We start from the raw sequence: 23,390 nt of genomic DNA, 5'->3' as shown, positions 1-23,390 counted from the left end.
TGGCCAGCGCACACACAGATGACACAAAACACATAATTAGAAATCAGAAGAAATGATACCTGCTATGAACCAAGACGACATTGTTATCGTTGGCGGCGCACGGACTCCTATGGGCGGCCTGCAGGGAGTCCTGAGCACATTGACAGCTCCCGAACTTGGCTCCATTGCCATTAAGGAAGCCGTACTAAGGGCAGGCTTGAGTCCGGACGACGTAGATGAAGTGATTATGGGCTGCGTATTGTCCGCTGGACTCAAGCAGGGCCCCGCCAGACAGGCCGCCCGCCTGGCCGGACTCCCCGATTCAACAGGCAGCACAACCATCAACAAGCTCTGCGGTTCCGGTATGAAGGCCACCATGCTGGCCCACGACCTTATTCGGGCAGGCTCTGCCTCTGTTATGGTTGCCGGCGGCATGGAAAGCATGAGCAACGCTCCCTACATCCTCGACAAAGCCAGAAGCGGTTATCGCATGGGACACGGCCAGATTGCTGACCATATGTTCCTGGACGGACTGGAAGACGCAGAAACCGGCCGCCTGATGGGTTCTTTTGCCCAGGATATGGCCACACAGTATGACATGAGCCGTGAAAGCCTGGACGCTTTTGCTATCGAATCCCTGTCCCGGGCCAACGCCGCTATTGCCAATGGCTGGCTACAGGATGAGATTGTTCCTGTCACCGTGAAAACCAGAAAGGGTGAAACTGTTGTATCGGATGATGAACAGCCCGGAAACGCCCGCATCGACAAAATCCCACAACTGCGCCCGGCGTTCAGCAAAGACGGAACCATTACCGCAGCCAATTCCAGCTCGATTTCCGACGGTGCCTCTGCCCTTGTTCTGATGACTGCGGAAGAAGCCAGTCGCCGTGGGCTTTCACCACTGGCCCGTATCGTTGGACACAGCACCAATTCACGACATCCGTCAGAGTTTACCATTGCCCCCGTTGGCGCGATCACTAAACTGATTGAAAAAATCGGCTGGAAAAAAGACGACGTTGACCTGTTTGAAATCAACGAAGCTTTTGCCATGGTCTCCATGGCCGCCATGCAGGATCATGGTCTTGACCATGCCAAAGTGAACATTCATGGCGGCGCATGCGCCCAGGGGCACCCAATAGGCTCCACAGGCTCACGTATTATTCTGTCGCTTATACATGCCCTTCGTCGCACAAATGGCAGCAGAGGCATTGCCAGCCTCTGTATTGGCGGCGGTGAAGCTACAGCCATGGCTATTGAACTGATGTAACCTTCACGCCCTCCTGAAGACCAGCAAGGTCTTCAGGAGACTTATGCGTTTCCCACGCCTTCTGAATTCCCACTCTCTGCACCCGAATATCCGACCAGCCCCAGACAAAAAGACCAGGAAAGGTACTTGTCACCTGAAAACGTTCCGGCATAAGCTCCGCCAGGGAAGCATTTACCGTTATCACCAGGGCACCGTCAGGCAGCCCAGCGCATAGCATAGCCACCTTGCGGATACAGGCTTCACTCATAGCGGTGCAATCAACATAAACCTTGTTCCATTGGGACATATCCAGGGAGAACATATCCCCGCACTCCAATGATACTTTTTTCTTAAGCCCACTGTAGTCAACAAGCCTCTGCCCAAACCGGACAAACAGGGGGACCTGTTCCACTCCCCGAGTTCGACAACCATATTTCACAGAAAGCCAGGCACAGTTTCGTCCGGTACCCGAACCCAGCTCCAGTAAAGTGTCTCCACGACTCAACCGCAAATGCCGGGCAATAGCATCCAGAACCACAATAGGTGTTTCCCCATAGCCTTGAGCATCATATTCCTGCCGGTCATCAAGAAACTTCCGACTGATTCGCCAGGGGTTACAGGGGAGGTAGAATAAACGACGAAGCAATTCAAATTTCAGAAAGCCCGGGGACAACCCATAGCGCAAACCTATCAGGGAAAGAACCAGCCCCGTTCCCAGCATGCGAAACCAGCCCCAAAAACGGTTTTCTCCGGCATTATTCCAGTTCATGTAGTCCATCCTTAGCCGCACATGAGTTGTCATGTTGATTGAAATTCAACCATAATCCCCAAGATGAAGGGATTCACATGAATTTCACACATAATAATTAAATTATCAGCCCCGGAAGGGACACCTGATTTACCAAAGTATGGCAGTCAGACAGGTTACTTATGAATCAGCAAGATACTGAGCATACACCCCGCCTGAACCAGGATGACCAACAACTTGTGGATACTTTTATTTCGACAGGCATTAACCAGACTGAACGCAAACCGTTTCGCCCCTGGTCCATGATGCTCTGGCTAACCCTTAGCATTATTGTTCTTGGCGTTGCTGCACGTCTGATTGGCACCTTTTATCTGCCATATTAGAGCCTGTTAGGTTAGAGCCTGTTAGGGTTCCCGTTTCCAAATACTACAAGCCTAAAAGCATAAAGAGAGGCCAATGCCAAATCATCAGGGATTGCATCGTATCGTTATTGTTGGTGGTGGTGCCGGCGGACTGGAACTTGCCACCCGTCTTGGTCGTACGCTCGGCAAGAAAAAAGCCGCCGATATTCTGCTGATAGATACCCGCATGACCCATATCTGGAAACCTCTCTTCCACGAGGTGGCCGCAGGTTCCCTGAACTCCTACAGTGACGAACTGAACTACCTGGCCCAGGCCAACTGGAACCACTTCCGCTTCCAGCCCGGGACCATGACCAGCCTGGACAGAAGCGTCAAAACAATTACCCTGGCAGCGGCTACGGATAACACTGGCGCACCTCTTTTCCCCGAACGCACCATTAACTACGATACCCTGATCATCTCCGTTGGCAGCCAGACCAACGACTTTGGCACCAGGGGCGCACAGGAGAACTGCCTGTTTCTCGACTCCCGCGAGCAGGCCGAACGTGTGCACCACCACCTCATCAGCCGCTCCCTGCGCCACTCTACCGACTCTGGCGCCCCCCAAAACACCAACATAACCATTATTGGCGCAGGGGCAACCGGGGTGGAGCTGTCCGCAGAACTGCACCACGCCGCTCACCTGATGGCCCGCTACGGGCTGGAAAAAAACCCAAGAGAAATAAAGATCACCCTGGTGGAAGGTGGAAACCGTGTTCTTCCCGCCCTGCCAGAAAGAATCAGTAAAGGGGTTCAGAAGCAACTGGACCGCCTTGGCATCAAAACCCTGACCAACACTCTGGTCAACGAGGTAAAGAAGGGCGGACTGGAAACCCGGGATGGCAGCGTAATCCCTTCGGATATGACCATCTGGGCCGCGGGCATTAAAGGGCCGGAGTTTCTACAGAATCTGGACAGGCTGGAAAGCAATCGCATCAATCAACTGATTGTAAAGCCCACCCTCCAGACCACCCTTGATGAGAACATATTCTCTCTGGGGGACTGCGCCAGCTGCACCATCCCCGGCAAGAACGGAGAGAGTTTTACTGTTCCGCCCCGGGCCCAGGCTGCCCACCAGCAGGCCAGCCTGCTGGCCAAGAACCTTGCGAAACGTCTAAAAGGCGAAGAAATGGAAGAGTTCGCCTACCGCGACCACGGTTCACTGATATCACTCAGCAGCCACTCTGCAGTGGGCAACCTGATGGGCAACCTGACGGGAGATGTCATGCTGGAAGGATGGATGGCCAGACTGTTCTACCTGTCCCTCTACCGACTTCACCAGATGACCCTGTACGGCTTCTGGAGAACCGGCATGCTTATGGCCAAGGATGTTCTGGAACGCAGCACGACACCAAAGCTTAAGCTTCATTAATCCCTTTGTCCCGCTTTAGAAAACAGAAGCGGGGCCACCAGGCATTCAGGACATAAAATTCGGGCACAAAAAAGGCCGCATCAGTGATGCGGCCTTTTTTCTTTAACATGGTGGGTCGTGTAGGATTCGAACCTACGACCAATTGGTTAAAAGCCAACTGCTCTACCAACTGAGCTAACGACCCACAAATAAACTGTTACGCGAACAGTCTATTTAAAAGTGGCTCCCCGAACTGGACTCGAACCAGTGACCCAATGATTAACAGTCATTTGCTCTACCAACTGAGCTATCGGGGAACGATATGGTGGGTCGTGTAGGATTCGAACCTACGACCAATTGGTTAAAAGCCAACTGCTCTACCAACTGAGCTAACGACCCACAAATAAACTGTTACGCGAACAGTCTATTTAAAAGTGGCTCCCCGAACTGGACTCGAACCAGTGACCCAATGATTAACAGTCATTTGCTCTACCAACTGAGCTATCGGGGAACTTTATTAAGAGATTTTTAACATTTTTCCGGGTCACAAAGTTACTGACCCCGGCTATCACTTTCGCTTACTTCGTTACAGTCTGGAAAGTGCCATTGTTATCATCACTCAACGGCGGCGAATGATAATGACTCTGAGATTTTCGTCAAGTCCTTTTTACAACAGTGGTCAAATGTTATGCCTGTTCAGGGTTCCGGGCGGGTGTATAATTCTTGCAGCAAATAAGAATAAATACCCGCTCCACAGGGGCGCCAGGGATTAATAAACATGAGCGGGAATGATTCCAGCCCTGTCTCCCCCTTTCGATCAGGGCCTTTCCCTGACCGGAATGTAAGGAAACTGATCGACCAGTGTCGAAAGCTGACTATGGAAAGCCTGGCAGAGGGCTTGGACAGAACTCTCAGTCTGGTAGATGACACCCTGTTTGCCCAGGCCGAAAAAGCCCCCAGCAATGTTGAGCAAACCCTGTTCTTCGACACCATGCGGGACATCCGGCGCAACCGCTCCACAATCACCCGGGCTTTTCACAGCCGGATATCTGAATCCTTCCGTAACTTCCCCCCCGGCCCTTCACATGACACAGACCAAGGTGCCTCCGACGAAGAGCCAGATGAAAATTCCATGACCCTGCTGAACACAGAAGCCTATGAAGATACGCTGCAGGTCACCAATCTGGTTTCCAGTGTTAGCGGGCGCTGTGGAGAAGCACTGTTTGGTCTGGATAAACGCTTTGCCATTCTTAACGATGGTCATCCTCTGACAGAACAGAACAATCCTCTGTCTCCCCGGTGCATCGCTGAGAGCTTTGCCATGGCCATAGAGCCTGCGGGCATTCACAGCCGCATCAAGCCCGATATTTATCATCTGTTTGATGAAATGGTGATGAAGCGCCTTGATGTTATTTACCAGCGCATCAACACCCTGCTGATAGATGCTGGAATTCTGGCCAATCTGCGTTACAGCGCCCGGATACAGAGAGCGAAACCTCAAAAAGAGTCCTGGAAAAAGTCACAATCCGCTCCCCTGCCATCCCGCCCCAGAAAAGCTGCGGTACCCAATACGTCGCCACAAACGCCATCAGACTCTTCCAGGCTCAGCGCAAAACCGATAACCAGCCTGCGTTATCAGATACTTAAAAGCCTGCCAGCCCATAACGGCAAAGCCTGGACCAAAGACAACCTTCTCTCAGCCCTGACCCGTATCCAGAAGCAGGCTCTGGATGAAAACTACCACCCTTTCACCAGCTCCGAAGGGGCTGACAATTTTCGCAGGGCACTTATGGATGAGCTGGAGAAAGAAAGCCATGACACTCATGCTTTCAGCCCGGAAGACGAAAGTAATATACAACTGATTGGCCAGATTTTTGAAACCATCAGCCATGATGCCCAACTGTCCGATAATTACCGGAACCTGCTGACAAAACTTTCCCTGCCCTGGGCCTACCTGGCACTGGAAAACGAACACTTCCTTGAGGAGAGCCAGCACCCCGCCCAGCAGCTCCTGGATGAAATAGCCAGCGCAGCCAACCGTTTCCAGGATACACGCATGTTCTCCAGGGAATTATACAATCAGTGCCAAGCTATTGTGGACTCCCTGACCAGAGCACCTCAGGTACGCCGGGAAAAACTGGATGGAATGTTGAGCAGCTTCCGACAGCATATTTCCACCCTGGAGCGTAAATCAGACATTCTGGAACAACGGCATATAGAAGCGAGCAAAGGCCAGGAAACCCTGCAGAACGCCCGCAGAAAAGCATCAGAGACCATTCGCGCAATAAGTACAGAGACTTCCCTGCGTCCCTTCAGCAAACGCTTTCTGAACTCGGTATGGGTTGACCTTCTGACCTTCCATAATCTTCGTCAACAACAAATGCCGACCGGCGAGGATGTTAAGTCCCTGACGGAGCAGTTGCTCAAAGGATTGGCAGGTGAACGAGAGAAGTTGCTCACCATTGCCCCCAGAGTGGCTTCCTGCCTGCACCAGTTAGGCAGCTACCGCCAGGATGTGATTCGCCAGCTGATTAAGGAGCTGCTTATGGAAGCCAGCGGTAAGGTCTTGGGTGATCTCAGCCTGCTGGAACAGTTTGAGACTCAGCAACCCGACATCTCCGACAATTCCCAGCCCCAAACTTCTCTCTCCCCGGAAACTGAAGCCCTTATCTCTCAGCTACAACCTGGGGAGTGGTGCGATGTTCACAGAGCCAAGGCCGGAAGTAACCTGGAGGGAAGAAACGTTCGCTGGAAACTGGCCTGGATCAGCCAGAACGGCCAGCACTTCCTGTTTGTGGATGGCTCAGGTCAGAAAACATCCCTGACCGACAAAAATACCCTCGCAGACTGGATAGAACGAGGACAGATCAACTTCCAGGTCGGTAAACAGTCTTCTCTTCTCACCAGTATTCTGGATGCAGTTCAAACCGCCTTTAACAACAAAAAAACCAATAAATAGGCCCTTAATATGGACAAGCGCAAAGAACCACGGATAGACATAACCATTCCCCTGGAGCTGTTTAACGAGCACACCGGTGAAAGCCTTGGCAACCTGGTAAACCTGTCGGAAAGCGGGTTTATGCTCAGCAATCCCAGCCCTGTACCGGAAGGCATGGTTCTCCAGTGCCGGACCGTGATTGAAAAAGAAGGCGAAGATGGAGAAACCATTCAACTGGGGGCGGAATCCCTGTGGAGCGCGCCGGGAAACAGTGATACGCAGTTCTGGAATGGCTTTCGCATTATTGATATCAGCGATGATAACCAGAAGCGTGTGCGGAAGCTTCTGGAAACCTGACCCAATTCCCCAGCTCTGCACGTGGGATTTGGCTGTAAACCTGCTTTACTGATACTCATAAACGAGAATGGGCAGGAATAGCAGTGGAGCCAACCGGGTCAGGAAAACCAGGAATTACGCCCGCATCCGGTTCATCAAGCGCCGGTAAACCACCGTTGTCATCTGACAAACAGCCCACAGTTGAAAAAAAACTGCCAAAACCCGGTATAAAAAATCCTTATCGGGCGTCACTCCCCCAGAGGCGTACAAGAGTTGTATCACCGGATACTCCCGGCCCAGGTGTCAGTCTGCTGGAACATGACCTGACCTCCGCCCCCTCTCCGGAAGACTTCAGCACTGCCCAGGCAAACCCACAGAGAGCCGAACTGCTGGCTTATGGCCAGGATAAAGTCCTGAAATCAGGGGTACCAGGAACAAGTGTTCTGAAGCAGTATCCCCCCTTTAACGTGATTCGCACTCTCACCAAGGGCTATATCGCCGGGCATGTGAAAGCCGGTTTTAATGAAACCCATGCCGGGCTGCAGGTACATTCCAGCATCATCGCCCTTGATAAACCTATCGCAGAAGAATGCCAGGGAGTGGATGTTCGGGAGTTGATAAAAATCTTCGAGTCACCACGGTACTCCTGGCTCAGCAACCAGATTACTTCCAGGGAAGACAATACCCGTACAGAAGTTGATGCAGACGATCCCTTCGGCCAGCTTCAACAACAGTCACAGCAGCTTTATAACCAGACAAGCCAAACCCTGCAACAGTCCCAAGAGGCACTTAAGCAGGGGCATGAAACCTCCGCCCGGCTGAGTACCGCCAGTGAAGGAACCCAAAACCTGCAAAACGCTGTGGCCGATATTGCGGTAAAAGCCGGTCGCCTGGGACCAAAAGCCAGAGCTCTGGCAACCAGCACCGGCGTCGCGACAACCCAGGCCCAACATCTACAACGCAGATTCCCAAGGGACGAAATCCAGAAAGAAGCCCAGCAACAACTCAGAAAAAAAACTTTCGAAATAAAACAGCAACTGACCAGTCTGCGGGCTGAAAACAGTCAACTACAGGCTGAACACAACAGAATTTCCCAGGATATCCTGCATAGAGAACAGCAAACCACAAGACTGTCCCTGGCACTTGCCCAGATAAAAGAAGAAAAAGATCTTCTTGAAAAACAGAACAATACCCTTAAGGCAACGGAACAGCAGCAAAGGGCTCAGATACACCAGCTAATCACTGCAAGGGAGAAACAGGAACGGGATTCCAAAGCACTCTCCTGCAACCTTCAGGAAACACAGGAAAAACTGGCACGACTACAGCAACAGCACGATAAAACCAAACACCAGAATCACGAACTGCAACAGCAGATCAGTGAGCATTTACGCCAGCTGAGACAGTTACAAAACCAGACGGAGCAACAGAGCCGCCAGCTCTCCACAACATCCGGGCAACTGAAAGCCACCCAGGACAAATTAATCCAGACCCAGGCCAACCTGCAGACCAGCGAGCACAAACTCCTGGAAGCACAGAGAATCTTTGAAGAGCAGGAAGCGGAACTTGTCAGCACTTTGGAAGAACTGGTTGCCAGTGAAGTACTGCAAAAAGACACCCAAAGAAAACTCGAGCAACAACAATCAGTAGTCACCGCCAGTCAGAAAAACATCCAGGAACTCCACAGTAAGCTTAAAGATCAGGCGGTTCTCTTCAAAATGAAGGAGTTCAACTGGAGCCAGAATGTTGCACAACTTCAGCAAGATAATCGCGCTCTCGCCTTTAACTTACGCAAATCCCGTCGTATAACCAAAGCAACAGAACGGGTCACCATCCAGCAATCCGCAAGACTTCGTGCCCTAAAGCAGGAAAACCAGCAGCTGCACACCACACTGGAAGATCAAACTAAACGACTTGACGTGTATGAAGAAACTACAGCCGAAATGCTGACTGAACTCGAAAGATTGCAGGTCCAGGAGAACAAACTGGCTGAAGCACTCTCCACCGCAAGAACAAAAAAGAAACCGCCTCTTACCCTTGAGGACGCTGTTACCACCGTTCTTACCGAAAGAGCCGAGTTCAGCAGCCAGCTGGCTCAGGAGAGAAAAAATAACATCAAGTCCGTACAAGAAGTGCTGACCACCAAAAAAGAACTGGCCGGACAGCAACAGAAGCTGGCTGAAGAACAGAAAGAACACCAGCAAACCAGGGAACAACTCCAGAAACTCACGACAGAACTGGCGGTCAGCCAATGGAAAACGGAAGAAGCGAGAAAACAATTATCAACTGTGTCTTCCGCCCTCTCCGCAAGAGATAAAGACCTCAAACAACTCAAAGAACAACACCAGACTCTTGTAACCACGCACGCTGAAGCGGAACAAACAGCGACAACAAAGGATCAGGAAATAGAGCGCTTAAAAGTAGAACTCAGTCGTATAAACCAGGAAAAACAAATCTGGGAAAAAAGTTCTCGCTCTTTCCAGCAGCAATTAGAGAAAGAAAAACAAAGTACGGCAAAGCAGGTATCCGCAGTTACCAGTATGCGCCACGATGTCAGCAGAACCCTGCTTCAACACCTGAGGGATAAAGGGGAACTGGTCAGGCAGAGGGAGCAGCTGAGAAAATCGGAAAAGGCTGTCCAGCAACTAACACAAGATCTGCTAAAAAAAGAGGCAGCCCTCACAAATTTTACCCGCTCTTATACAGAGCAGAGACAGGAACTGCAACAGAGCAAAGCCACCATAAAACAGCAGTCTGAGGAAATTCGCAACCTGCACGCCCAGGCCAAAAAAGCTGAAGAATTTGAACTGACCAATCAAAAGATGCTGGCAACCCTTCACCAAACTCATCTAGCCCTGACAGAAGCACAGCAAACACTGGAAACCCAAACAAAAGAAAGAACGCAGCTGACAGAAATGATGACAACAGCACAGATACAGTTGTCACTGCTGTCCGAACAGATAAGAGAACAACCGGCCAGCTCCCCTGAAATAACAGCCCTGAGTACGGAAAAAGAGAGATTGACCTTCCAGCTCCAGCAGATGGAAAACCAACTGAAAGAACAAGAAACCTCCATTCGGAACTGGAAGAAGATGGTTACGTCCCAAAGCGCTGAGCTGGCTCAGCTCAACCTGCAACTCCAGTCTGAGCAAAAAGAAAAACAACAGCAGATCACTCTGGCGCTGGAGAAAGATAAATCCCTCCAAAGTGCCCGGCAACACATTCAGGAACTCACCGATCAGGCTCAAACAAACCAGAAAGAAGTAAGGGACCTTCTGGAAAAACAAACAGCCACAGCAGCAGAATTACAGCAAGTCTGTGAACAGCAGACCCAGAAAATCACTGAAATTCAACAACAGCTTGCCCAGGAAAAAGCCTCTACACAAACAGTTCAAGAAAAACTGTATGCCACCCAGGAACTACATCGGGCTGTCCAGGTTCGCAACACGGAAATGCAGCAGCTGCTCTCGACACAAGAGCAAACCATTCAAACCAAAGACGACGAAATTAAGCAGCTGACAACCAGCCTAAAGGAAACCAGACAGCTGGCCAGTGATGCCCAGACACAAACAGAAACCCTCAAGCAACACAGCCAGAAACTTCTGAATCAGTGGCTGACCCTCGAACAGGCTTTACTACAGAAACTTAACCCAGCATCCATCATCGACAGCACAGCCCATATACAAATATCAGACAGCTTATCCACACCGGAAAACATGGCAGCCATCAGTTCAGAGAGGAATATAATCTCAGCTCTGCCGACCATAAATATTAATGACGCATCCATAAACGCCAGGCTTGAGATGCTTCTCGCAGAATTTACAGCCTTAAAAGAGAGCAAAGATGCTGCAGAGCAGACATATTCAGAATTAACAGAAACCCTGGCCCAGACAGAAGAAAAACTTCAAACAAGCAAAGAGCTCAATATCTCGCTAGGTGCAAAACAAGAAGCATACGAAACACTGCTTGACGAGGCCCGGGAAACCCAGCAACAGGCCAGCGCAAACCTTCAGGAAATGGAAACCGCCCTGAAAACCCTGCAAAGCCACCAGAGTACACTGGCAGACCGCAACCTGAAACTCGACCAGGAAAACAGTGAACTTAAAGAACAATTAGTGGCGACCCAGACTAAATCCCATCAATATGACAAGAATGGCACTCTTCAGGAGCAACTGGAGCAAACGCAACAGGCATTGCAATCCATCGTACAACAACAGCGTGGCCTGACAACGGAACTGGAAAGAACAAAAGAAGCCCTGACCCAGCAGGAAGAAAAAGCGTCTGATACAGAGCAGGAGAAACTGGAAGCAATCAGAATGATAACCAGCCTCAGGCATGAACTGTCAAAGTCCCACGAGCTTATGGGCCAGATGGGCAACCTTGTTAATGTACATGTAACCAATCTTCAGGCCGTTATTGAGAGTCTGGAAGAGATGCCCCAAAGCCAGGCAATGGAGTCTTTCATAAACCTGTTCCAGCAGCTGCAAAGTGATCTTGCTACCGGAGAGTTAAAATGGGCAGGCTTGAAAAATGCTTTACAGGAGCGGTTGCAACAAGATATTGCAGAACCAGATCTAGCTGACGCCAAGGATTATGCGTCTCTGCTTTTATCCTTGCTCTTTTATCAGGGCGCAACTGCAGACACCCTGGCGGAAGCTTCTGAGGACTTGCCCGGCAAACATCCAGCATTTCATAAACAAATCAGTAACGACAGCGGGATTTCAGAACAGTCAGAATCTCCCACCTCTCCCCCAGAAATAGAAGAAGGAGACACCTTATACACTTCTAAAGCTGGCTCACCAGAGAGAATAACCAACACAGCATTCGCAAAACCCGCACCTCCAGGGGAATGGCCAAAGAAACCCTCTCTGCCACTCCCTATTCTCAGAAGCCTCAGTATGGAAAGCTAGCCCGGATATTTCATAAACATGCTCCCGATCTCGCTTGTTCCCTGCCGCTCTAAGGAGATTTGACTCAGTCGGCCGTACACCCCGGTACGGCGCTTCTTCGCCAAACACCATAGAGCAACAAGGCCCGACGCGATCTTCGGGGCAATTTATGAAATATCCGGGCTAGAGCCTGTCGAGGTTTTATGATCGGCTCAGTGGCTCTAAAAGTCAGGACTCAAACACCAGCCCTTTCTCGCCCATAGTGACCCGAATTGTCTCTCCCGGAGCAAATTTACCCGCCAGAATGGATTGTGCCAGCGGATTCTCAATCTCCCGCTGAATTGCACGCTTCAGGGGGCGAGCACCATAAACGGGGTCAAAACCGGCATCCACCAGCATACCCATAACTTCTGGAGAGACATCCAGGGAGAGTTCGCTTTCCGCCAGACGGGAACGCAGGCGATCCAGCTGAATATCAGCGATACCGACAATCTGCTCTTTCGCCAATGGGTGGAACACCACCAGTTCATCCACCCGGTTTACAAATTCTGGTCGGAAGTGCTGGCCGACAACATCCATCAGGGTGCTTTTCACAGTTTCAAACTCTTCATCCTTCAAGGTCTGAATCAGGTCGGAACCCAGGTTGGAGGTCATCACAATTACTGTATTGCGGAAATCAACGGTGCGCCCCTGACCATCAGTCAAACGACCATCGTCCAACACCTGAAGAAGGATGTTGAACACATCCGCATGGGCTTTCTCCACCTCATCCAGCAGTACAACGCTGTACGGGCGACGACGTACGGCTTCGGTCAGATAACCACCTTCTTCATAACCAACATATCCGGGAGGTGCCCCCAGCAGACGCGAAACCGAGTGTTTCTCCATAAACTCGGACATATCCACCCGGACAACCGCGTCCTCGGTATCAAACAGAAACTCAGCCAGCGCCTTACACAACTCGGTTTTACCCACACCGGTGGGGCCAAGGAACATAAAGGAACCGTTGGGGCGATTCGGATCAGACAGTCCCGCCCGGCTGCGGCGAACAGCGTCAGAAACAGCCCTGACCGCTTCATCCTGGCCAATCACCCGCTGATGAAGAAACTCTTCCATACGCAGCAGTTTATCCCGCTCACCTTCCAGCATTTTGCTGACAGGAATACCTGTCCAGCGACTGACAACCTCGGCAATTTCTTCATCAGTCACTTTATTGCGTAACAGCTGCATACCTGAGCTTTCCGCTTCCTGGGCCTGCTCAATACGCTTTTCAATATCCGGTAGCTGACCGTACTGAATCTCTGACATTTTCGCCAGGTCACCACTGCGGTTGGCCGCTTCCAGTTCCAGCAGCAGTTTCTCTTTCTCTTCCTTCAGTTTGTGGGCACCCTTCAGTACCGCTTTCTCTGCGGTCCAGATTTCCTCAAGATCGGCAAACTCTTTTCCCAGTCCTGCAATCTCACCATCCAGAGTAGACAAGCGCTTTTTGGACGCTGCGTCTTCTTCTTTTTTCAGGGCTTCTTTCTCGATTTTCAGCTGAATCAGGCGGCGCTCAAGCTTGTCCATGGTTTCCGGTTTGGAATCCATCTCCATACGAATCCGGCTGCCGGCTTCATCCACCAGGTCAATGGCTTTATCCGGCAACTGTCGGTCAGTGATATAGCGATGGGACAGTTTGGCCGCCGCAATAATGGCCGGATCGGTAATATCTACGTGATGGTGAACTTCGTAGCGTTCCTTCAAACCACGGAGAATAGCGATGGTGTCTTCCACTGTGGGTTCATCCACCAGTACCTTCTGGAAACGGCGCTCAAGGGCCGCGTCCTTTTCAATATGCTGGCGATACTCGTCCAGTGTCGTCGCGCCCACACAATGCAGCTCACCACGGGCCAGAGCCGGCTTAAGCATATTGCCAGCATCCATCGCGCCTTCTGCCTTACCTGCGCCCACCATGGTGTGGATTTCATCAATAAACAGGATGATCTGGCCTTCCTGCTTGGCAAGGTCATTCAGAACCGCCTTCAGGCGTTCCTCAAACTCGCCCCGATATTTGGCACCAGCCAGCAAAGCCCCCAGGTCAAGGGAAAGAATACGCTTGTTGCGAATACCCTCTGGTACTTCACCATTCACAATCCGCAGGGCCAGGCCTTCCACAATAGCGGTCTTCCCCACACCCGGTTCACCGATTAAAACCGGATTGTTTTTGGTTCGACGCTGAAGCACCTGAACCGTACGACGGATCTCATCATCCCTGCCAATCACCGGATCAAGCTTGCCCTGCTCGGCTCTTTCAGTCAGATCAACAGTATATTTGGCAAGAGCATTGCGGCTGTCTTCCGCATTGGGATCATTAACAGACTCACCACCACGGAGGTTTTTAATGGCGGTTTCCAGGGCTTTCTTGCTGACGTCCTGATCCCGCAGCAGCTGGCCGACAGGTCCGCTGTCGTCCATCATCGCCAGCAGTACGGTTTCACTGGAAATAAACTGGTCGTTATCCTGCTGGGAACGTTTATCCGCCATATTCAGCAGGCGAAGAAGAGTCTGGGAGGGCTGGATATCGCCGGTGGGATTTTTGACCACGGCAACCTTATCAATAATACCCGCCAGTCCCTGGGACAGGGTGGCGATATCAAAGCCCATCTGGGACAGCAAAGGTTTGACAGAACTACCCTGCTGCTCAAGCATCACCTGCAGCAGGTGGGCCGGTTCAATACTGGTATGATCCTTGCCGATGGCCAATGACTGGGCATCGGCAAGGGCTGACTGTAATTTGCTGGTGAGCCTGTCGGCACGCATGGCACTCTCCCCTTCATATTCACACAATCACTGTTGCTATGTATGTGGAGACTGAGAAGAGATATTTCAAGAACACCGCAAAGATGGCTGCTCAATATGCAGCGTTGCAGGGGCTGAGTTCTGCGTACAACCTGAAATGATTACGGAAAAAACCTTAGCTCCATGACGCCATGAAAAACCTTACAGTAGGTGACAGAGGAAGAACCTCACTGCTGTCCGGTAACCTGCTGTCAGCTCGGGGCTTCACAGGGCAAAAAATGATTCTTCCCTACAAATCCAGATGGACGACAACATTCGACCACTGCTTACGCCATCCCGCCGGTAAGAGTGAAACAACTCGCCTTCCGTTACAGTACAATGGTTACCACCACTGATATCTGTAATGCCCAAAGCCTGTAAGCGTTGGCGGGCCAGCAGGTAAATATCTGCAAACCAGCGATCCTCTTTACTGGGTACAAAGGCTTTTTCCGCAATGGGAAGGCACTTGACAAAAGCCTCATACACTTCCGGCCCCACTTCAAAACAGGGCTGGCTGATCGCCGGGCCAAACCAGGCCATTAACTTCTCTCCCGGTTCTCCCATTGCAGCAACGGTATTTTCCAGCACACCATTCGCCAGCCCGCGCCAACCTGCGTGGGCCGCGGCCACTTTAGTACCTGCACAGTTGCAGAAGAGTACCGGCAGGCAATCCGCCGTCAACACTGTACAGGGAAAACCTGTTTTATCACTCCAGACGGCATCTGCCGGAGCACCAAAGGCTGAACCAGCGGGAATCACATCAGTACCATGAATCTGCAGAGCCCAGCAGGGTGGGGCCTTCCAGCCCCATCCCTGAACAAGCTTCTCACCCCAGGGCAATAACCATTGCTGCCTGCGCTCTTGAAAATCTGGTGCGCTGGTATCATTCATTGGCGGCCCCGAAGGGCTGACGGCTCTGGTGGAAACAAAAGCTTTCACCAGAGCCGGTGCATTCCATTCAGGCAGCAGATAATTATTGTGCAGGGTCATTCAGAAGCCAGCTCCACATCCTGTTCAAGTACATCCAGAAATGTCAAAAAGTCTTCCGGAAGTTCTGTCTCCCATTCCATATATTCACCGGTGGCCGGATGAACAAGACCAAGGCGACGGGCATGAAGAGCCTGACGGTCGAAATCCTTTATCGCAGTGCTCAATTCCGGACCGGCACCTTTGGGGAAACGGGGCGGCCCGGCATAGAGGGAATCGCCTACCAGCGGGTAACGCAGATGGCTCATATGCACACGAATCTGGTGGGTACGACCGGTTTCCAGCTTCAGCAGAATATGGGTATGACCGCAATAACGCTCCAGCACACGGTAATGGGTGATGGAAGGCTTTCCGCCCACTACAACAGCCATTTTCAAACGGTTGGCAGGGTGACGGCCAATGGGTTCATTCACCTCACCACCACCGCTCATCACACCAAATACAATGGCTTCATATTCACGGCTGACGGTGCGCTCCTGCAGCTGTTCAACCAGATTGGTCTGAGCCTGCAGGGTACGGGCTACCACCATTAAACCAGTGGTGTCTTTATCCAGCCGATGAACGATACCGGCCCTGGGCACTGAAGCCAGCTCAGGATAACGGAACAGCAGACCATTAAGCATAGTTCCGGACCAGTTGCCCGCCGCCGGATGCACAACCAGATTACGGGGCTTGTTGATAACCACGATATGATCATCTTCATACACCACATCCAGCGGAATATCTTCCGGTTCCCAGCGGCCATCATCTTCTATTTCTGCGTCTATGGTGAGATTTTCCCCACCATAGAGTTTGTCTTTTGGTCTGCGGCTTTTTCCATCCACAGTCAGGGCACCGGTGCGAATCCACTCCTGCAGGCAGGAGCGGGAATAATCAGAAAATACTTTGGAAGCGATCTGATCCAGGCGCCTGCCTCCCAGCCCATCGGGGACGGCAGCCTCAAGGGTTATCTTCTCAGACATAAATGGAGCTAGTATTCCCCGTGACAAGAAGTGTTAAAATAGTCTTCAATAGGTACCTCAGACATAATTGGCAATATACATAATTAGCTATATGAAAAGTGCTCAGGTACGTAAAAACAAAGGACAATATATAAAATTACTGCCCGAACAAAACGATCATCCGTGCATGACTGGGATTCCCCCCCATGCTGTGATTAAATAGACCAGATAGGACAGTGTATCACAGTACGTCAGCCCCCGGGACGGACGGATAACACTGGGAAAGTACTTCAGGGATTACCAATGCGACCAGCAAAACATTTACTTGTACTGGCTTTTACTGTGCTGCTGGCAGCCTGCTCAAGCACAGACTCCAATATTGTTCCCGAAAGCCTTACCGAAGCCCAGCTCTACCAGCGGGCCAGCAAGGCACTGGACAATAAAGACTATTCTACCGCCGTTAAGGAGCTGCGCGCGCTGGAATCCCGCTACCCGTTCGGCCCCTTCGCCGAGCAATCCCAGCTGGATCTGATTTACGCCTATTATAAGAGTGCAGAGCCAGAAGCCGCCAGAGCATCTGCCGAACGCTTTATCCGCCTGCATCCTCAGAACCCTAACGTTGATTATGCTTACTACATGAAGGGCCTGGCGTCCAACACCGCCGACCTGGGCCTGATTGAGCGCTACGTGCCTGTGGATATGTCCCGCCGTGACCCGGGACAGGCCCGCCAGTCCTTTAACGAATTTGCCGAGTTGCTGCGCCGCTTCCCGAACAGCCAGTACGCCCCCGATGCCCGCCTGCGCATGATTTACCTCCGTAATCGCCTGGCCCACTACGAAATGCACGTCGCCGACTATTACATGAAGCGCAAAGCTTATGTCGCCGCCGTAGGCCGTGGCCGTTACGTTGTTGAACACCTTCAGGGTACCCCCGTTGTGGAAGAAGCCTTGGGGGTTATGGTGGAAGGCTACCAGCACCTCGGTTTGAACGAGCCTGCGGAACAAGCCCTGAGCGTTCTGAAGGCCAACTTCCCGGACAGCAAACTGGTTGATGCTAACGGTAACTTTGTCGGACTCCGTGTTTACAACGATGTTGACCCGTCACTACTGAACACTGTGACCTTTGGCCTGCTGGGGGGTGACAACAAGCCCAAAGCCAAAGAACAAGCCGAAGAGCATGAAGAACATGAAGAAGAACAGAACAGCTCCTGGCTGAACACCCTCAGTTTCGGATTGCTGGATAACCATCAAGAGCCAGATGCTCCCAAAGCGTCTAATAACTGATTCTTTGCTCCAAATAAAGAAAAGGCCTGATCTCTCAGGCCTTTTTTATTTCAGCTATTCTGTACCACCATTCAGGAACCGAATGTATGACCACCACATTAAAGTGTCCCCACTGCAGCAATCCTGTTGAGTGGAAGCCTGAAAACAAGTTCCGCCCCTTCTGCTCCCACCGCTGTCGCTTGATAGACCTTGGAGCCTGGGCATCAGAGGAGCACAAGATCGCCGGCAGCAGCGTCTATGATGATGTAATGTCTGAAAACCTTGATGACCCTCTGGCCGGGCATAAGTAATCCTGCCCACTGACACTACTCCCCTTTAAGACCACCAACAGCTGATAGCAGCTACTCCCTGGGCTCCGGCATTCTTTGCCTGAGGCAGGCTCAGCTCGGTCATTCCTCCAAGACAATAAACGGGCATAGAAGCATCAGCAATCAGGGCTGTAGCCGCCTCCCAACCAAGGGGAGAGGCATCTGGGTGTGAGGAAGTCTGTTGCACAGGAGACAGGGTCACAAAGCTCACACCAATCTCCTGAGCCATCTCCAGTTGTTCTCTATTATGGCAGGAAGCGACCAGCAACCTCTCACCAGAATATCGGAACTCCTCTCTATAGAGCGAAAGCAGCTGGGCAGATGTTAAGTGCAAACCAGCCACACCTTCTTTCTCAAGCCACTCCAGACCACCTTTAACAATCAGTTTCCGCCTGCCATCAATAAAAAATGGCAGAAGCTGTTGAACAGCTGCTGCGTATTGTTTTTCATCCAGCCAGGGTGCACGAAACTGCAGCAGCTCAATACCTTGGCTAAGAATACTCTCTATCTTCCGGGAGAGATCCTGAGCATCGGAAAATTTTCCCGTTACCAGATATTTTTCCGGCAACTGGGCAGCGGTTACGATAGGTCGATTAGCCGCAGGAAACTCATGCTCTCCCAAAGCACTACGATTCACCCACTGCACCGGCTGCCCTTCCCTGCCGTGGGCTTCACCTTCAAAAGACGTCACCGTCCAGACATCCAGTAGAACAGACTTATCCGGATAATCATGGCGAATCTGAATCAGGGGCTGGAAAGCTGTTGGCTGAATACCCAATTCCTCATCCAGCTCACGGCAGAGGGCATCTGTCACCTGCTCCTCCGGCTCCACCTTGCCACCGGGAAACTCCCACAGACCGCCTTGGTGCTTATCCAGCGGGCGTCGTGCGATAAACACCCGTTCTTTATCATCGAGAATAACGGCAGCAACTACGTGAAGCGGAGTCATAGATTTTCTTTAGGTTCTGTATTCGGCGTTGATGGTGACATAGTCATGGGACAGGTCTGAGGTCCATACTTGGGTGGCAACCTCTCCCAGCCCCAGATCCATCCGAATGGTGTAAGCTTCTTTATCCATAACCGCCTGACCATCTTCTTCCCGATAGCTTTGGGCCACACCGCTTTTTTCAGCAATCAGCACATCGTCCAGCCAGATACGAATCTTCTCCACATCCAGTTTATCCACAGGGGAACGGCCAACAGCGGCAAGAATACGCCCCCAGTTCGGGTCACAGGCAAACAGAGCCGTTTTCACCAGAGGCGACAGAGCAACCGTATTGGCAACAGTATGGGCCTGTGCCATGGACTCAGCGCCTTCAACAGCCACTGTCACAAATCGGGTCGCCCCTTCACCATCCATCACCTGAGCCATAGCCAGATCCCGGCAAACGCCGGTAATGGCTTCTTCAATAAGCGGGAACAGTGGGTGACTGCGGTCTTCTATCAACTCGTTACCCGCTTCACCAGTAGCAACCAGGAAAGATGAGTCGTTTGTTGAGGTATCCCCATCCACAGTAATCCGATTAAAAGACTGATCGGCAACTTCCGTCAACAACTCCTGAAGCAGGGGTTTGGCAATAGCTGCATCAGTGGCAATATAAGCAAGCATGGTCGCCATATTGGGATGAATCATCCCTGAGCCCTTGGCAATACCGGTAACCGTGTACTCAACGTCTTCATGGAAAAACTGGCGGGAAAAACCTTTCGGGCGGGTATCGGTGGTCATAATGCCCTCCGCCGCAGGCCACCAGCCATCCTCCGACAGTTCAGCGATACAGCCCGGCAGACCGGTTTCAATACGGTCAGTGGGCAGGTACTCACCTATAATACCAGTAGACGACACCAATACCTTTTCAGGGACAATATCCAGATGTTCGGCAAGCATCGTCGTTGTTAAAACAGCATCCTGCATCCCCTGCTCGCCGGTTCCGGCATTGGCGTTGCCGGTATTTACCAGCAAAGCGCAGGGCTGCTTCTGCACCCGCTCCCGGCACAGTACGACAGGAGGCGCACAAAATTTGTTCTGGGTGAAGATTCCGGCAACATTCGCAGACTGAGACCAGCGCATAACCACCAGATCCCGGCGGTCGGGATAGCGTATACCGGCTTTCACCGTTCCCAGCTCAAAACCTTTTACCTTGTGAAGCGTGCCCGATGGAGCCTTACCCGTTGCCATATATACCCCCTGCTGGCGACAACCTTTTTCAATTATTTATTGTGCCGGGATTTATTCCACCCAGCTTTATTTTTCACAGCTTTATTTTGCCAGAACCATTTCTGTCAAAGACATATTTGTCAGAGATGTGCCTGGCCACTTTATAACTCAGGCCATGAAAATGAAAAAGCCTTTCACCCGGCCTTTAAGACGGAATGAAAGGCTTTTTGTAGAAGCTGACTTCAGAGTATTATCAGGTCAGCTTACCGTGACACTGCTTGAACTTCCTGCCAGAACCACAGGGGCAGGGTTCGTTACGGCCAACCTTGCGGCCCTCCCTGACAAAGGGTTCCGGATGCTCTTCACTCTGCTGAGGCGCTCCGCCACTTTCGTCTTCCGCCTTATCCGGCAGGGCGTGGGCCTCTTCATGCTGGAACTGCATGCGACGGGCCAGCTCTTCACGACGCTGGCGCTCCATCTCTTCTGTGCGGTCATCCTGCTGGACCTGAACATGGGACAGCACACGGATCACCTCGTGCTTGATGTCGGTCAGCATCTGGGAAAACAGTTCAAAGGCTTCGCGCTTGTATTCCTGCTTGGGGTTCTTGGCGGCATAACCACGCAGATGAATGCCCTGGCGTAGATGATCCATGGTGGCCAGATGTTCCTTCCACTTGTCATCCAGAATACGCAGCAGGATATGCTTTTCAAAGGCCCGCAGAGCTTCCTCACCAGCCATCTCTTTCTTGGTTTCGTAGGATTCAACAACCTTCTCGAGAATACGAATACGCAGGCTGTCTTCTTCCAGAGCGTCTTCTGTATCCAGCCACTTGCGAACCGGCAGGTTCTCGCTTAGCTCAGCGCTGAGACGGGCTTCCAGACCCTTGATATCCCACTGCTCTTCCAGACTCTGGGGCGGAATAAACTCATCGATAATACTGTTGACCACTTCCTCACGGATACTGGATACGCTTTCAGACACATCCTCAGCATCCAGCAGGCCATCACGCTGGCTGTAAACCACCTTACGCTGGTCGTTGGCAACGTCATCGTATTCCAACAGGTTTTTACGAATATCGAAGTTGCGGCCTTCCACCTTACGCTGGGCTTTTTCGATGGCATTGCTCACCATACGGTGTTCAATGGCTTCGCCCTTTTCCATACCCAGGGCTTTCATAAAGTTCTTCACCCGGTCAGAGGCGAAGATACGCATCAGGTTATCTTCCAGGGACAGATAAAAACGGGAAGAACCGGCATCACCCTGACGGCCGGCACGGCCGCGGAGCTGGTTATCAATACGCCGGGATTCATGGCGCTCGGTACCGATAATATGGAGGCCACCGGCCGCCAGTACACTTTCGTGGGTCTGCTGCCACTCAGAGCGCAGGTTTTCCAGCCGTTCTTCGGTGGGGTTGTCCAGTTTGGCGGCTTCCGCTTCCCAGTTACCACCCAGGCTGATATCAGTACCACGGCCCGCCATGTTGGTAGCGATGGTAATCGCACCAGGGCGGCCGGCCTGGGCAATAATTTCCGCTTCCTTCTCATGAAACTTGGCGTTCAGAACATTATGTTCAATACCTGCCTTTTTCAGGGCATTGGACAGCAGTTCGGAAGCATCAATGGATGCCGTGCCCACCAGAACCGGACGACTAGCCGCCACAGTTTCACGAATGTCCTGAATAATGGCCTCGTACTTCTCCTCAATAGAGAGATACACAAGATCATTCATATCCTTACGGATCATGGGTTTGTGGGTCGGGATAACCACAACATCCAGGCCGTAGATCTGACGGAATTCAAAGGCTTCGGTATCAGCCGTACCGGTCATACCGGACAGGTTGTTATACAGACGGAAGTAGTTCTGGAAAGTAGTGGAAGCCAGGGTTTGGCTCTCTGCCTGAATGGGCAGACTTTCTTTCGCTTCCAGAGCCTGGTGCAGACCTTCGGACAGACGGCGACCGGGCATGGTACGACCAGTGTGCTCATCCACCAGCATCACTTCCTGACCCTGTACGATGTACTCTACATTCTTCTGGAACAGGGCATGGGCTTTCAGGGCGGCCTGTGCGTGGTGCAGCAGATTCAGGTTCTGGGAAGCGTACAGGCTCTCACCTTCCGGCAGATGCCCTTCAGCGGTAAGAACCTCTTCAATAAACTGGTGACCGGCCTCAGTCAGTTCAACCTGACGGGTCTTCTCATCCACAATGTAATGGCCTGTGGCTTCCTGGCCTTCTTCCAGCTCTTCCATCTGACGGGTCAGACGGGGAGCCAGCTTGTTCATAGTACGGTAAAGCTCGGAGCTGTCCTCCGCCGGGCCGGAGATAATCAGTGGGGTACGGGCTTCGTCAATCAGGATGGAGTCAACTTCATCGACCACGGAAAAGTTGAGATCCCGCTGAAATTTGTCTTCCTTGCGGAAGGCCATGTTATCCCGCAGGTAGTCAAAACCAAACTCGTTGTTGGTACCGTAGGTGATGTCAGCCCGATAAGCGGCCCGCTTCTCTTCAGGGGCCTGCTGGGGAACAACAACGCCTACACTCAGGCCAAGAAATTCGTACAGGGGGCGCATCCATTCGGCGTCACGGCTGGCCAGATAGTCGTTCACGGTCACAACATGAACGCCCTTGCCGGACAGGCCGTTAAGGTACGCGGCCAGGGTGGCCATCAGGGTTTTACCTTCACCTGTACGCATCTCAGCGATACGTCCTTCATGAAGGGTCATACCGCCGATCAGCTGGACATCAAAGTGACGCATACCCATAACCCGGCGGCTGGCCTCACGACAGACGGCAAAGGCTTCAGGCAAAAGGTCGTCAAGGGACGCTCCACCATGGGCCTGCTCCTTCAACTGCAGACTCCGCGCTTTCAGCTCTTCATCGCTCAGATCCTGCAGGGAGCATTCCAGCTCGCCGATCTGCTTGACCCGTTTACTCATTTTTTTGAGCTGGCGGTCGTTTTTGCTACCAATGATTTTTTTGACGAAGGATGACAACATGTTTGATCAAATGCCTGA

At 51.8% G+C, this 23,390-nt stretch carries 15 protein-coding genes and 4 tRNA genes; 8 read left to right on the top strand and 11 right to left on the bottom strand.

What is annotated here, in order from left to right; translation table 11 throughout:
• Positions 1-64 precede the first annotated feature (64 nt).
• Entirely contained in the window at positions 65-1,246 is a 1,182-nt protein-coding gene (locus tag ACY2RQ_RS03885) for an acetyl-CoA C-acyltransferase (RefSeq protein ID WP_490111645.1), read from the top strand.
• Here ACY2RQ_RS03885 and ACY2RQ_RS03880 read toward each other — a convergent pair.
• A complete protein-coding gene (locus tag ACY2RQ_RS03880; protein ID WP_490111644.1) occupies positions 1,230-1,994 on the bottom strand; it encodes an SAM-dependent methyltransferase in 765 nt (254 codons plus the stop codon). The two genes, ACY2RQ_RS03885 and ACY2RQ_RS03880, sit on opposite strands and share 17 nt — an antisense overlap.
• Positions 1,995-2,155: 161 nt before the next feature.
• Between ACY2RQ_RS03880 and ACY2RQ_RS03875 the strand changes: the two genes are divergently transcribed.
• Both ACY2RQ_RS03875 and ACY2RQ_RS03870 read left to right on the top strand, forming a co-directional pair.
• Positions 2,156-2,356, top strand: coding sequence for a DUF3094 family protein (locus ACY2RQ_RS03875; protein ID WP_490111643.1), 201 nt, complete (start codon positions 2,156-2,158; stop codon positions 2,354-2,356).
• Between the two features lie 73 nt (positions 2,357-2,429).
• Complete coding sequence (locus ACY2RQ_RS03870) at positions 2,430-3,746, top strand: NAD(P)/FAD-dependent oxidoreductase (RefSeq protein ID WP_490111642.1); 1,317 nt, start codon at positions 2,430-2,432, stop codon at positions 3,744-3,746.
• Between the two features lie 108 nt (positions 3,747-3,854).
• Here the strand turns inward: ACY2RQ_RS03870 and ACY2RQ_RS03865 are convergent.
• The 4 genes from ACY2RQ_RS03865 to ACY2RQ_RS03850 form a co-directional block, all read right to left on the bottom strand.
• A tRNA-Lys gene (locus ACY2RQ_RS03865) sits at positions 3,855-3,930 on the bottom strand.
• 36 nt (positions 3,931-3,966) lie between these two features.
• Positions 3,967-4,042, bottom strand: a tRNA-Asn gene (locus ACY2RQ_RS03860).
• 6 nt (positions 4,043-4,048) lie between these two features.
• Positions 4,049-4,124, bottom strand: a tRNA-Lys gene (locus tag ACY2RQ_RS03855).
• A gap of 36 nt (positions 4,125-4,160) precedes the next feature.
• Positions 4,161-4,236 (bottom strand) — tRNA-Asn (locus ACY2RQ_RS03850).
• A 267-nt stretch (positions 4,237-4,503) separates the two neighbouring features.
• On the opposite strand from ACY2RQ_RS03850, the gene ACY2RQ_RS03845 reads away from it, so the two are divergent.
• From ACY2RQ_RS03845 to ACY2RQ_RS03835, 3 genes are all read left to right on the top strand, one after another.
• Entirely contained in the window at positions 4,504-6,684 is a 2,181-nt protein-coding gene (locus ACY2RQ_RS03845) for a DUF1631 family protein (RefSeq protein ID WP_490111641.1), read from the top strand.
• Between the two features lie 9 nt (positions 6,685-6,693).
• A complete protein-coding gene (locus ACY2RQ_RS03840) occupies positions 6,694-7,020 on the top strand; it encodes a PilZ domain-containing protein (RefSeq protein WP_490111640.1) in 327 nt (108 codons plus the stop codon).
• Between the two features lie 83 nt (positions 7,021-7,103).
• Positions 7,104-11,906: a hypothetical protein gene (locus ACY2RQ_RS03835; protein WP_490111639.1), complete on the top strand. Its 4,803-nt coding sequence runs from the start codon at positions 7,104-7,106 to the stop codon at positions 11,904-11,906.
• A gap of 207 nt (positions 11,907-12,113) precedes the next feature.
• Here ACY2RQ_RS03835 and clpB read toward each other — a convergent pair whose 3' ends face one another.
• From clpB to rluD, 3 genes are all read right to left on the bottom strand, one after another.
• Positions 12,114-14,684 (bottom strand): ATP-dependent chaperone ClpB, encoded by a 2,571-nt coding sequence (gene clpB / locus ACY2RQ_RS03830; RefSeq protein ID WP_490111638.1) that lies wholly within the window; start codon positions 14,682-14,684, stop codon positions 12,114-12,116.
• Between the two features lie 243 nt (positions 14,685-14,927).
• Positions 14,928-15,692: a peptidoglycan editing factor PgeF gene (pgeF, locus tag ACY2RQ_RS03825; protein ID WP_490111637.1), complete on the bottom strand. Its 765-nt coding sequence runs from the start codon at positions 15,690-15,692 to the stop codon at positions 14,928-14,930.
• A complete protein-coding gene (rluD, locus tag ACY2RQ_RS03820) occupies positions 15,689-16,651 on the bottom strand; it encodes a 23S rRNA pseudouridine(1911/1915/1917) synthase RluD (RefSeq protein ID WP_490111636.1) in 963 nt (320 codons plus the stop codon). Before rluD ends, pgeF begins: the two co-directional genes overlap by 4 nt.
• A 282-nt stretch (positions 16,652-16,933) precedes the next feature.
• Between rluD and ACY2RQ_RS03815 the strand changes: the two genes are divergently transcribed.
• Both ACY2RQ_RS03815 and yacG read left to right on the top strand, forming a co-directional pair.
• Complete coding sequence (locus ACY2RQ_RS03815; protein ID WP_490111635.1) at positions 16,934-17,914, top strand: outer membrane protein assembly factor BamD; 981 nt, start codon at positions 16,934-16,936, stop codon at positions 17,912-17,914.
• A gap of 86 nt (positions 17,915-18,000) precedes the next feature.
• Positions 18,001-18,204, top strand: a complete 204-nt coding sequence (gene yacG, locus ACY2RQ_RS03810; RefSeq protein ID WP_490111634.1) for a DNA gyrase inhibitor YacG — start codon at positions 18,001-18,003, stop codon at positions 18,202-18,204.
• A 25-nt stretch (positions 18,205-18,229) separates the two neighbouring features.
• Here the strand turns inward: yacG and ACY2RQ_RS03805 are convergent, their stop codons facing one another.
• From ACY2RQ_RS03805 to secA, 3 genes are all read right to left on the bottom strand, one after another.
• Positions 18,230-19,171 (bottom strand): Nudix family hydrolase, encoded by a 942-nt coding sequence (locus ACY2RQ_RS03805; protein WP_490111633.1) that lies wholly within the window; start codon positions 19,169-19,171, stop codon positions 18,230-18,232.
• 9 nt (positions 19,172-19,180) lie between these two features.
• On the bottom strand, positions 19,181-20,398 hold the full coding sequence (gene argJ / locus ACY2RQ_RS03800; protein WP_490111632.1) for a bifunctional glutamate N-acetyltransferase/amino-acid acetyltransferase ArgJ: 1,218 nt from the start codon (positions 20,396-20,398) through the stop codon (positions 19,181-19,183).
• A gap of 232 nt (positions 20,399-20,630) precedes the next feature.
• Complete coding sequence (gene secA, locus ACY2RQ_RS03795; RefSeq protein WP_490111631.1) at positions 20,631-23,372, bottom strand: preprotein translocase subunit SecA; 2,742 nt, start codon at positions 23,370-23,372, stop codon at positions 20,631-20,633.
• Positions 23,373-23,390: the final 18 nt, after the last annotated feature.

The sequence above is a fragment of the Parendozoicomonas sp. 209JJ7-1 genome, assembly GCF_058147085.1.
This window is presented reverse-complemented; position numbering and strand designations above follow the sequence as displayed.